11 protein-coding genes and 1 pseudogene are annotated in these 12436 nt (G+C 59.2%); 9 read left to right on the forward strand and 3 right to left on the reverse strand.

Translation table 11 applies throughout. The features are described from left to right. Nucleotides 1-19: 19 nt before the first annotated feature. The 5 genes from betI to SLH49_RS06380 all read left to right on the forward strand — a co-directional run bounded on the left by betI (nt 20) and on the right by SLH49_RS06380 (nt 6063). Nucleotides 20-589 carry a choline-responsive transcriptional repressor BetI gene (gene betI, locus SLH49_RS06360; RefSeq protein ID WP_320268294.1) on the forward strand — a complete coding sequence of 190 codons (570 nt, stop codon included), beginning with the start codon at nt 20-22 and terminating at the stop codon, nt 587-589. Next, nucleotides 586-2094, forward strand: coding sequence for a choline-sulfatase (gene betC / locus SLH49_RS06365; protein WP_320268295.1), 1509 nt, complete (start codon nt 586-588; stop codon nt 2092-2094). The genes betI and betC overlap by 4 nt, the downstream gene beginning before the upstream one ends. A 46-nt stretch (nt 2095-2140) precedes the next feature. After that, on the forward strand, nt 2141-3592 hold the full coding sequence (gene betB, locus SLH49_RS06370; RefSeq protein ID WP_320268296.1) for a betaine-aldehyde dehydrogenase: 1452 nt from the start codon (nt 2141-2143) through the stop codon (nt 3590-3592). Then, nucleotides 3593-5251 (forward strand): choline dehydrogenase, encoded by a 1659-nt coding sequence (gene betA / locus SLH49_RS06375; protein WP_320268297.1) that lies wholly within the window; start codon nt 3593-3595, stop codon nt 5249-5251. A 572-nt stretch (nt 5252-5823) separates the two neighbouring features. Continuing rightward, entirely contained in the window at nt 5824-6063 is a 240-nt protein-coding gene (locus SLH49_RS06380) for a YdcH family protein (protein ID WP_320268298.1), read from the forward strand. Here the strand turns inward: SLH49_RS06380 and SLH49_RS06385 are convergent. The 3 genes and pseudogenes from SLH49_RS06385 to SLH49_RS06395 form a co-directional block, all read right to left on the reverse strand. Continuing rightward, nucleotides 6064-6532 (reverse strand): annotated as a pseudogene (locus SLH49_RS06385) (CoxG family protein). An 86-nt stretch (nt 6533-6618) separates the two neighbouring features. After that, a complete protein-coding gene (locus tag SLH49_RS06390; protein WP_320268299.1) occupies nt 6619-8019 on the reverse strand; it encodes a helix-turn-helix domain-containing protein in 1401 nt (466 codons plus the stop codon). A gap of 52 nt (nt 8020-8071) precedes the next feature. Further along, complete coding sequence (locus SLH49_RS06395) at nt 8072-9283, reverse strand: multidrug effflux MFS transporter (protein ID WP_320268300.1); 1212 nt, start codon at nt 9281-9283, stop codon at nt 8072-8074. Nucleotides 9284-9462: 179 nt separating this feature from the next. Between SLH49_RS06395 and SLH49_RS06400 the strand changes: the two genes are divergently transcribed. The 4 genes from SLH49_RS06400 (at nt 9463) to SLH49_RS06415 (ending at nt 12430) form a co-directional block, all read left to right on the forward strand. Further along, on the forward strand, nt 9463-10992 hold the full coding sequence (locus SLH49_RS06400) for an acyl-CoA carboxylase subunit beta (RefSeq protein ID WP_320268301.1): 1530 nt from the start codon (nt 9463-9465) through the stop codon (nt 10990-10992). A gap of 331 nt (nt 10993-11323) precedes the next feature. Beyond that, nucleotides 11324-11467, forward strand: coding sequence for a hypothetical protein (locus SLH49_RS06405; protein ID WP_320240455.1), 144 nt, complete (start codon nt 11324-11326; stop codon nt 11465-11467). 68 nt (nt 11468-11535) lie between these two features. Further along, entirely contained in the window at nt 11536-11886 is a 351-nt protein-coding gene (locus SLH49_RS06410) for a hypothetical protein (protein WP_320268302.1), read from the forward strand. Between the two features lie 343 nt (nt 11887-12229). Next, nucleotides 12230-12430: a hypothetical protein gene (locus tag SLH49_RS06415; RefSeq protein ID WP_320268303.1), complete on the forward strand. Its 201-nt coding sequence runs from the start codon at nt 12230-12232 to the stop codon at nt 12428-12430. The last annotated feature ends 6 nt before the right edge of the window (nt 12431-12436 follow it).

The raw sequence follows: 12436 nt of genomic DNA on the forward strand, positions 1-12436 counted from the left end.
AACCACCCATGAGGAGAAAATGCCAAAGCTTGGGATGGAACCTATCCGCCGCGCCGCCCTAGTGAAAGCCACGATTGATGAGATTGGGGCGGCGGGCACGCTCGACGTGACGGTGAGCAAGATTGCCAAGCGTGCGGGCATGTCCTCGGCGCTGGCCCATCACTATTTCGGCGGTAAGGAGCAGATTTTCGAGGCGGCGATGCGCCAGATTCTGCGGGACTACGGGGCAGAGGTGGTTGCCGCACTAAAGGCCGCCCCCGATCCCGCAGCACGCGCGCGCGCTATTATCGCGGCCAATTTCGCGCCATCCTGCTTTGATCCGGCGACCGTCAGTGCGTGGATGACATTCTACGTCCAGGCACAGACCAGCCCGGATGCGCTGCGCCTCTTGCGCCTTTACCAGCGGCGGTTGCGCAGAAACCTGACCCATGCACTGCGTCCGATCTCGGCCAATCCGGAAGAGGCAGCCGATATGCTCGCCGCGCTGATCGATGGCTTTTACATCCGCGCCGCCTTGGCAGTCCCGGATGCCGACGCGCAGGTCAAAACGCTGAAACTGCTGACGATTCTGACAGAGGGGGCCGCATGACCAAGCCCAACATCCTGATCATCATGGTCGATCAGCTCAACGGCACATTGTTCCCCGATGGTCCGGCAGAGTGGCTGCATGCGCCGAACCTCAAGGCGCTGGCGGCGCGGTCCACTCGCTTTGCGAACACCTACACCGCCTCGCCTCTTTGTGCGCCGGGCCGGGCCTCTTTCATGTCGGGGCAGCTGCCATCGCGCACCGGCGTCTATGACAACGCTGCCGAATTCGGCTCTTCCATACCGACTTATGCCCACCATCTGCGCCGGGCGGGGTATCAGACCTGCTTGTCGGGTAAAATGCATTTCGTGGGGCCCGACCAGCTGCACGGGTTCGAAGAACGGCTGACCACTGATATCTACCCCGCCGATTTCGGCTGGACCCCCGATTATCGCAAACCGGGCGAGCGGATCGACTGGTGGTATCACAATATGGGCTCGGTGACCGGGGCCGGTGTTGCCGAGATCACCAACCAGATGGAATATGATGACGAGGTTGCCTACCACGCGACGCGGAAGCTTTATGACCTGTCGCGCGGACATGATGACCGGCCATGGTGTCTGACGGTCAGCTTCACCCATCCGCACGATCCTTATGTGGCGCGCAAGAAATACTGGGACCTCTACGAAGATTGCGAGCATCTGATGCCAGAGGTCGGCCCGATCCCTTACGCAGAGCAGGACGCCCATTCCAAACGCATTCTCGATGCAAATGACCGCGACAATTTCAACATCACCGATGAAGACATCCGGCGCGCCCGTAGGGCCTATTTCGCTAACATCTCGTACCTCGATGACAAGATCGGAGAAGTCTTGCAAACGCTTGAGGATACGCGGCAAGAGGCGGTGATCCTCTTTGTCTCTGACCATGGCGACATGCTGGGGGAGCGTGGGCTATGGTTCAAGATGTCTTTCTTTGAGGGCTCCGCGCGGGTGCCCCTGATGATCGCGGCTCCTGACATGGCGGCTGGCCTAAACACCGCGCCGGTCAGCACCATCGACGTCACACCGACGCTCTGTGAATTGGCCGGTGTGGACATGGGCGAGGTCATGCCCTGGACTGATGGCGAAAGCCTTGTCCATCTGGGCCAAGGCGGGGAGCGCGACACGCCGGTCACGATGGAATATGCTGCCGAGGGGTCATATGCACCGCTCGTCTCTCTCCGCTACGGCAAGTGGAAATACAATCGCTGCGCGCTCGACCCCGATCAGCTCTTCGATCTTGAGGCCGACCCGCACGAGCTGACCAACCTGGCGGAGGTGCCCGCGCATCAAGGCACGTTGACTCAGTTGCGTGCAAAATCCGAGGCGCGCTGGGATCTCGAGAAGTTCGATGCCGATGTCCGGCACTCCCAAGCCTGCCGCTGGGTGGTTTATGAGGCGCTGCGCAACGGCAACTACTACCCCTGGGACTATCAGCCGCTGCAGAAAGCGTCCGAACGCTACATGCGCAATCACATGGACCTGAACGTTCTGGAAGAAGCGCAGCGCTTCCCGCGTGGCGAATAACCCTTTCTTATTTCTGACAAATACTTCCGCCGGAGGTTCCTGCCCGATGAACACACAGCCCAAAGCTAGCCACTTTATCGATGGCGCTTATGTCGAAGACAAAGACGGCGACATTATTGACGTGATCTATCCCGCGACTGGGGCGGTGATCGCGACGCTGCACGCCGCCACCCCGGCGATCATCGAAAAAGCCCTCGCCGCTGCCACGCGCGCGCAAAAGGAATGGGCAGGCTGGACCGGAACGGAGCGGGGGCGGGTTTTGCGCCGCGCGGCCGAGATCATGCGGGAGCGGAACCACCACCTGTCGGTGCTGGAAACCTATGACACCGGCAAACCCTATCAGGAGACGAGCGTGGCCGATGCAACCTCCGGCGCCGATGCGCTGGAGTATTTCGGTGGTCTGGCAGGCTCTCTGACCGGCGAACATATCCAGTTGGGCGATGATTTTGTCTACACGCGGCGAGAGCCGCTGGGTGTCTGCGTCGGTATCGGCGCGTGGAACTACCCCACACAGATCGCCTGCTGGAAAGGCGCGCCCGCTCTGGCCTGCGGCAATGCGATGGTGTTCAAACCGTCCGAGACAACACCGCTCTGCGCGTTGAAAGTGGCCGAAATCCTGCATGAGGCGGGCGCCCCCGCCGGGGTCTACAACGTCATTCAGGGCTACGGTGCTGTGGGTGCATCGCTGATCAGCGATCCCTGCGTCGATAAGGTGTCTCTCACCGGTTCCGTCCCGACGGGTCGCAAGGTCTACGCCGCCGCTGCCGAAGGCATTCGGCATGTGACCATGGAACTGGGTGGCAAGTCGCCACTCGTCATTTTTGACGACGCCGATCTGGAAAACGCGGTGTCTGGCGCGATCCTCGGGAATTTCTATTCCTCCGGTCAGGTCTGTTCCAACGGCACGCGCGTCTTTGTGCAGAGTGGCATCAGGGATGCCTTTCTCGCCCGCCTGACCGAACGGCTGGCACAGGTCAAAATGGGCGACCCACAAGACCCGGAGGTCAATTTTGGTCCCATGGTCTCGGAACGCCAGCGCGACATCGTTGAGGGCTTCATCGCCAAAGGCGTCGCGGAAGGCGCCACACTGGTCACCGGCGGCAAACGCGTTAACCGCGACGGGTATTTTCTGGAACCGACCGTGTTTGCCGATGTGGCCGACGACATGACCATCGCGCGGGATGAGATTTTCGGTCCAGTGATGTCAGTGCTCGATTTCGAGACTGAAGAAGAGGTGTTAGCGCGGGCCAACGCGACCGAATTCGGCCTTGCCGCTGGCGTATTTACCGCCGATCTGACCCGCGCCCATCGCATGGTCGCGGGGTTCGAAGCAGGGACCTGTTACATCAACACCTACAATCTGGCCCCGGTCGAAGCACCCTTTGGCGGATCGAAACTCTCCGGCGTCGGGCGCGAGAATTCCAAGGCAGCCATTGAGCACTACAGCCAGCTCAAAGGCGTCTACGTTGCGATGGGTGATGTAGAGGCGCCGTTCTGAATGCGTGCTGATTACGTAATCATCGGGGCGGGCTCTGCCGGCTGCGCCATCGCCTACCGCCTGGCCGAGGCGGGCAAGCAGGTGTTGATCATTGAACATGGCGGCAGCGACCGTGGCCCCTTCATTCAGATGCCCGCCGCGCTGTCCTATCCGATGAACATGCGGATGTATGACTGGGGCATGAAATCAGAGCCCGAGCCGCATCTGGGCGGGCGGCAGTTGGTGACCCCACGCGGCAAGGTGATCGGCGGTTCATCCTCGATCAACGGGATGATCTATGTGCGCGGACACGCGCGCGACTATGACCACTGGGCGGAGAGCGGGGCGGCAGGTTGGTCTTATGCGGATGTCTTGCCTTACTTCAAACGGATGGAGCATTGGCATGATGGCGGCCATGGTGGCGACCCCGACTGGCGCGGAAAGGACGGGCCGTTGCATGTCACGCGCGGCCCGCGAAAGAACCCTCTGACCCGCGCCTTTGTCGAGGCGGGACGGCAGGCAGGTTATCCCGTGACCGGCGACTACAACGGCGAACAGCAGGAGGGTTTCGGCCCCTTTGATGCGACCATCTACAAAGGGCGCCGCTGGTCGGCGGCCAATGCTTATCTGCGCCCCGCACTGAAACGCCCCAACTGCACGCTGACCCGCGCCTTTGCCCGCCGGATCGTGATGGAGAACGGACGGGCGACCGGGGTCGAGGTCAGCCGGGGCAGCAAGGTCGAGGTGATCGGCGCGAATGTCGAAGTGATCGTCGCGGCCTCCTCGCTCAACTCGCCGAAATTGCTGATGCTATCCGGGATCGGGCCCGGTGCTCATCTGGCGGAACATGGCATCGAGGTCGTGGCAGACCGGGCCGGGGTCGGGCAGAACCTGCAGGATCATCTGGAGCTTTACATCCAGATGGCGGCGACCAAGCCGGTGTCGCTCTTTTCCTACTGGAACCTGCGCGGCAAGGCCCGGATCGGGGCAGAGTGGCTGTTGTGGAAAACCGGGTTGGGCAGTTCCAACCAGTTCGAGAGCGCGGGGTTCATCCGGTCGCGCGCGGGCGTGGACTACCCCGATATCCAGTTCCACTTTCTGCCCATTGCGGTCAGCTACGATGGTAAGGTCGCACCCGAGGGGCATGGGTTTCAGGCCCATGTGGGCCCGATGCGGTCGGCCTCACGCGGGCAGGTCACGCTCCGCTCTAGCGATCCGAGTGATAACCCATGCATCCAGTTCAACTATATGTCCGATCCGCAGGATTGGGTCGATTTCCGGCAATGCATCCGGCTGACGCGCGAGATTTTTGCGCAGCCCGCCTTTGACGAATTTCGCGGGCACGAGATCCAGCCCGGCGCGGCGGCGCAGAGCGATGATGCGCTGGATGACTTCATCCGCGAACACGCCGAAAGCGCCTATCACCCGTGCGGTACCTGCAAGATGGGCGTGGCAGATGACCCGATGGCCGTTGTCGATCCTCAGGCGAAAGTGATCGGTGTTGATGGCTTGCGGGTCGCCGACAGCTCGATCTTTCCGCGAGTCACCAACGGCAACACAAATGCGCCGTCGATCATGGTGGGTGAGAAGGTGGCGGATCATATCCTGCAACGCCACCCGCTACCGCCAGCAAATGATACTCCATGGATCAATCCCAACTGGCAAGACGCGCAGCGCTAAAGGATCAAAGTTATGACGGGCTTACCCAAGGGGTGCCTTGATTGCCGCGCAGGAGCGCCTAAAACTGCGACAAACGTAGTTCTTCTGTAGCCCTCGCCCAATTTCTTGCCGGTCCATTTGTGATGCGACGGTACCCCAAAACACCATGTAGCTGAGAGGTGCCGACACCTATGCCTGGGGTGACTTTTCGCCACAATTTGAGGCTCACGATGCATGTGGCAACCAGTGATTTCCGGTTGATACAGATCAACAGGGCAATGGATGTGCCGTGCTAAAGATATGATGTTTGGTGAAGGTGTATTGGTGTGAGTGTGCTTGATAATCATTTGTGGACTGCGTCTCTGATATGGAATTGGCCGTAATCGACGCCTCTTTCGAACGGCTTCTGGCCGACTAGCATAGAGCCATTGCGGCAGTATCCGTGCAGGCTTGAGAATTGCAGATGTACAGTCTGAAGCGCGAGAATACGTGTGCCCTTAGCTAGGTAATGAAGGTGCTGAAGGCGATTGACTCAAGCTCAACCCATCGCGACCTGTCAAACAGCGAAGAAACGACAGCAAAGGACAGCGCAGATGTCGCATACGCCCCACGAGTTATTGGAAGAGTTCCCCGAGAAAACGGAAGCCATGCAGCGGCTGAAAGGCGAGGATGCCCATTTCGCGCGGATGTACGATGACTATCATACAATCAACCGCGCCATTCACCGGGCCGAGACGGATGTAGAGCCGACCGATGATATGCATATGTCGGAAATGCGCAAAGAGCGCATGATGCTGAAAGACAAGATCGCGGCAATCCTGCGGGACGCCTGATCAGGTCGTGTCTTTGCCCTCAAACGTGGTCTGAAAGCGTTCAAAGAACTGATCGGCCGTCTTGCGGGCAAAGCCACCAATGATCCGGTTGCCAAGCTGGGCGAGCTTGCCGCCCACCTTCGCATCGACGTGATAGGTGAGTTCGGTTCCGCCCTCCACCGTTTCAAGACTGACATCCGCACTGCCCTTGGCAAAACCGGCCACACCGCCCTTGCCTTCGCCGGTGATCGTGTAGCTTTGTTGCGGCACAACGTTTTCAAGCGTCACCGCACCTTTAAATGTGGCCGACACCGGACCGACCTTTTGTGTGACGACAGCGGCAAAGCCTTCTTCTGGTGAGCCTGTCAGTTCCTGGCATCCGGGAATGCAGGTATGCAGGTATGCAGGTATGCAGGGTGTCGGGGTCGTTCAGATGCGCCCAGACCGTTTCAATATCGGCCGCGATCACCTTGGTGCCTGCCAATTCCATAACTCATCCTCCCCTGATCTTGCCGGATATTCGGTGGCAAATCCCTGAATGGCAATGGTTTTCCGCGCCTTGTTTCCGATGTCGCCTTAGTCCAGCTGATAGGGCAACGTCCCGCGCTGGTTGGGGTCAACGCGAAGGTGCCGTTCGAGCGGTGGGACGGAGCGTTGGTGGCAATTGCGTCTTTCGCAGATGCGACAGGAAATCCCGATGGGCGCATAGGCTTGCGCGGCGCTGATATCCATGTGGTCTGCATAGACAAGCGCATGGGCGTGTTTGACCTCGCAACCCAGTCCGATCGCATAGCGCCGGGTGGGTGTGTCGTAGGCGCCGCCCGATTTGCTGACATCGCGTGCGAGGCAGAAATAGCGCACGCCGTCAGGTGTTTCCGCCAACTGGCGAAGGAACTGGCTGGGCACTTCAAAGGCCTGATGGACGTTCCACAAAGGGCAAGCGCCACCGTAGCGTGCGAACTGCAATGTGGTGGCGGAGTGTCGTTTGGTGATCGTACCTGCCTGATCCACCCGCACAAAAAAGAACGGTATGCCCTTCGCGCCCGGTCGCTGCAATGTCGATAGCCGGTGAGCCACCTGCTCAAGCGATGCGCCGAATTGCGTGGCGAGCACCTCCAGATCGTGCCGCGTATTTTGCGCGGCGTTCAGAAAAGCGGCGTAGGGCATCAGGGCCGCACCGGCAAAGTAGTTGGCGAGCCCCACCTTCGCCACATCACGTGCGGCATCCGACTGAAAACGGGCGAGATCCAGTGTGGCGTCCAGCAGCTTGCCTTTCGTCTCCAGCGCCAGTTGTAGCAGCAACTGAAAGGTCTGCGTGGCCTTGTTGCTGCGTTGCGACATGGCAAGTGTGCGTGTCTCCGGATCAAAGCGCCGGATCGTGTCGATGTTGGAAAACACCACCTTGATTCCCGCCGCATCGAGCGCGCGCATGGCGGCTTCGGCCATTGTCTCGCCGGGCTGGCGGCTGGCGGAAAAGCGTTCGGCGCTGCGATCCACCGCATCGATGTAATTGTCGCAGTAGTGGAAGAAATCGCGCACCTCTTCCCATGGGCTGGGTTGCAGGCGCGCGTCTTCACGGCCCAATGCCTCATCCAGCGAGGCGAGACGTTCATGCGTTTGCCGATAGGCCGCGTGCAGGTCGAGAAAGGCGCGCGCGAGCGCGGGGGCATTGGCTGCAGTCAAGCGCAAATCCGCGAGGGCAGGGGCGTCCCCCGCAAAGACAGGGTCCGCCAAGGCCTCGCGCATATCGCCGACCAGACGCGCCTCGTCCCCCGACTGGAGTTCGGTGACGTCAAAACCGAATTCCTGCGCCAGGCCCAGAACAACCGCGGTCGAGACCGGGCGATTGTTGTTTTCCATCTGGTTGAGATAGGGCAGGGACACGCCAAGCTTTCCAGCAAAGTCCTTTTGTGTGAGCGAAAGGCGTCCGCGCAACTCGCGCAACTTGGCCCCGGCATAAAGTTTCTGGACGGGCATCGTGATCTCTTTGCAGATTTGCTATGCCGGTTTAGCGACTGCAAAGCGCGCGTCAAGCCAGCCGTCGTTCGCGCAGCATCACCAGCAGAATCGCAATCATGGCCAGCACGGCCACGGTGAGCATGAGTATTTGCAGCGGGACCGTGCCCGTCTCTTCGGTCAGGATCGTGCCTGCAAATTGCGAAAGCGCGGCACCGCCCCCGATCATGATGGCCCCGCCCAACCCGCTCGCCGTGCCCGCCAGATGCGGCCTGACCGAGATGGAGCCTGCCATGACATTGGGCAGGACGATGCCGTTGCCGACGCCCAGAAGCGTACAGAAGCCAAAGAAGTTCAGCGGATGGTTGACGCCAGCCAATGTAAGGATGAGCGAGGCGGCCATGCCGATGACGGTCACGCTTGTTCCGATCAGGGCCATGCGGTTGATGCCCATCCGGACCGAGAAGCGGCCCGAAAAGAAGTTGCCCAAGGCGTATCCAATGGCAGGTGCGCCCAGTGCGACACCCGACCAGAAGGGTGTCAGGCCAAAGAGCGTGCTGCCCACAAACGAGGTCCCCCCGAGAAGTGCAAAGAAAGCTCCTGAGCTGAAGGCCGAACACATCACATAGCCCCAGAACCGCGGGGACCGCAGCAATTCGGGGTAGGTGCGGACCTGCTCGCGAAAGCCGATGCCACCTTTGGCGACGGTTTCTCCTAAATCAAAGTAACACAGGATAAGCGTGCCAGTGCCTGCGATCGCCAGAAAGACGAATGTCGCCTGCCAGCCAAGAAGCTGATCGAGCGACCCGCCGATCATCGGCCCGAACATCGGCACCAGCGCCATGCCCATTGTGACATAGCCAATCATCGATGCCGCCTCTTCCTGCGGAACGATGTCGCGCACAATCGCGCGGCTGAGCGCCATGGATGTGGCGACTGCGGCCTGCATGATGCGAAAGAACAGGAACACCTCGACCGTTTCCGCGATCAGCGTACCCAATGTCGCGAGCACAAATAGCGTCAGTGATCCCAGCACAAGAATGCGCCGCCCATAACGGTCCGAGATTGGTCCGATAAAGATCTGCAGGATCGCGGTCGCGGCAAGATAACCTGACAACGCGATCTGCATGATTGCGTATTCGGTGTTGAAATAGGTGGTCATCGCTGTCAGCGACGGCAGAAAGATCGACATGTTGAGCGCCGACATGCCCGTGATCAGGACCAGCGTGATAATATGTGGCGGCGTGGTACGATCCAAAAAACGGATCGTCGGATAAGAACTCATGCATTAGGAGTAAGCGGGGTGCGGGGGCATGTCCATGACCGTGATGCATGTCATGCGTGTTTTGCAGATTTGCAATCATTCCGTTTAGCGAACTGTAAGTTTTGCAAATATGCTCTATTGCCCTTCAGCCATGCGGGCAGAGCCGTTATGTTCAACGCAAATAATCGGGGTGTGATCACATGGATGTTTTGCAGGAACTTGAAAACCGGCGCGAACTGGCCCGCCTGGGTGGCGGAGAGCGCCGGATCAAGGCGCAGCACGCCAAGGGCAAGCTGACCGCGCGCGAGCGGATTGAGCTTTTGCTGGATGCGGGCTCATTCGAAGAGTTTGACATGTTCGTCGCCCACCGCTGCACCGATTTCGGCATGGACAAGGAGCGTCCCGCAGGCGACGGCGTTGTCACCGGATGGGGCACGATCAACGGCCGCCTCGTCTATGTCTTCAGTCAGGATTTCACCGTCATGGGCGGGTCGGTATCAGAAACCCATGGCCAGAAAATCTGCAAGATCATGGATATGGCGGTGCAGAATGGTGCACCCATCATCGGGCTCAATGACAGCGGTGGCGCCCGCATTCAGGAGGGTGTGGCGAGCCTTGCGGCCTATGGCGACGTGTTCCAGCGCAATATCATGGCGTCGGGCGTGGTGCCCCAGATCAGCGTGATCATGGGACCTTGCGCAGGGGGTGCCGTCTATTCGCCCGCGATGACCGACTTTATCTTCATGGTCAAAGACAGCTCTTACATGTTCGTGACCGGTCCCGACGTGGTCAAGACGGTCACAAATGAAATGGTATCGGCCGAAGAGTTAGGCGGTGCCTCGACCCACACCAAGAAATCCTCCGTCGCCGATGGCGCCTTTGAAAACGATGTGGAGGCGCTGGCCGAAGTTCGTCGCCTCGTCGATTTCCTGCCGCTCAACAATCGCGAAAAGCCGCCCGTCCGGCCTTTCTTTGACGATGTGGACCGGGTTGAGGACAGTCTGGATACGTTGATCCCTGACAATCCGAACACGCCCTATGACATGAAAGAGCTGATCCTGAAAGTCGCGGATGAGGGCGACTTTTACGAAATCCAGGAAGAGTTCGCCAAGAACATCCTGACCGGCTTTGTCCGGCTGGGAGGGTCGACCGTTGGCGTAGTCGCAAACCAGCCGATGGTGCTGGCGGGCTGCATCGATATCGACAGTGCGCGCAAAGCGGCGCGGTTTGTGCGGTTCTGCGATGCGTTTGAGATCCCGATCCTGACTTTCATTGACGTACCCGGCTTTCTTCCCGGTACATCCCAGGAATATGGCGGCGTGATCAAGCATGGTGCAAAGCTGCTTTACGCCTATGGTGAGGCGACCGTGCCGAAGGTCACGGTGATCACGCGCAAAGCCTATGGCGGCGCCTATGTGGTAATGTCGTCCAAGCATTTGCAGGCCGATTTCAACTATGCCTGGCCCACAGCCGAGATTGCGGTGATGGGCGCCAAGGGGGCGACCGAGATCATTCACCGTGCGGACCTGAACGACGCGGAGAAGACAGCGCAGCACACCCAGGATTATGAAGAACGGTTCGCAAATCCCTTCGTCGCTGCCGAAAAAGGCTTCATTGATGAGGTGATCATGCCCCATTCGACCCGCAAGCGGGTCTGCCGTGCCTTTGCCTCCTTGCGGACCAAGCGTTCGCAAATCCCGTGGAAAAAACACGACAACATTCCGCTGTGATCACTGGCTTTTTACATAAATTGCAGTGCGGCGCCCGTTTTTGGCAGAAAACTGCACTATCACGCAGAAATGTGTTGCTTCGCTCGCAGCTGACGCACGCTCAAGATGTCGGTGTGGTCGATCCAAAAACACAAAATGTGGGTTACAGCCTTCGGCGGCCTTTTGCCCATGGTGCCCCTGCGTCACACCAATCGCACTTCGCCTCGGAGATATATGAATCTAAACGATTTTTGGCTAAGCTTTCCTCATGCGATGATCGGATCGCGCCCTCGTGGGGTCGGACTGGCAAGAACCAGACCGCGCCTTGCAGCAACAGAGGCAGGCAACAAAAATGGTACAAGGAATTCTCGCCTTTGCATTCGCAGCGCTTTTGGCGCTGGTGGCAATATCCGGCAGTCAGGACCGTGCGCCGCTACAGGTCACTTCGGACACGGCCCGCATTCAGGCGGTGGATCTCTACCGCGCAATTAACTAGTCATCTTGGTTGCGGGTGGGCTGTAACGCCCGCCCGCAGTGCGGCCCTGACGAGGGGGCGCGCTTAACATGCAAAAGCATCGCGGCTTCCCCGGTCGCCTTCCCGGCACAGACTTTCAGTTCACAATCCGACGCGCCAACAAGGACGGTGTTGCAACGGCCCTGACCGAACGCGTGCGCTATGCGGATCGGCGCCCGCCGGACAAGCGAGCAGATGCTGCGTTTATGCAAGCGCTTTGGGACCAATTCGGTGATCAACCCTTTGAACGTGGCAATCTGGATGCCGGCCGCCTCAGTTGGCTGTTTGGGCGCGAGGTGATTCCCGCCGAAGACCCGTTTGACCCCAAAAGCTATGATGCCCTGCTCCAAATCGACGTGAACGTCGCTCGCGTCAGCTTTCCCGAGATCGAAGGGATGTGACGCTGATGAAACATCACGATAGTGACGAACATGCAATACAATCTAAGCGGGAATCCGCCTATTTCTGGGGGAGCAGATTATGCTGCTATGCAGCGGTCGATTTATGCCGCAACATCAAAGGTGCAGCTACGCGTTCCAGCAAGCGCGTGATTGCCGATTGTCTACAACGTTACCCTTCCCTAGATCGGCCTGCCTTGTCCCAAGGCAGGTCGGTTGCGTTTTCTTGCCGATCAACAAAAGATATAGCTGTTGATATTGGATATCATGCTGCTTCAGCTATTGAGTTTCTTCCAGTAGGCGCCAATTCCGGGGCCACACGGAAACAAGAGTTAGGCAGAGAACTATGCAAAAGAAATCAATCATCATCGCAGCAGTTGCTGTATTCGGACTTGCCGGTTGTTTGGACAACGACGTGGAGCGTGGCGTGGCAGGCGCAGGCGCAGGCCTTGTCGCTTCTGAAGTTCTGGGCACTGACCGCACAGGCACGATCTTGGCAGGGGCTGCCGCAGGCGTACTTTGCGACGACGCGGGCATTTGCCGCTAAGCTGAA

The organism is Cognatiyoonia sp. IB215446 (assembly GCF_033963825.1).
In the GTDB taxonomy this organism is placed as follows: domain Bacteria; phylum Pseudomonadota; class Alphaproteobacteria; order Rhodobacterales; family Rhodobacteraceae; genus Yoonia.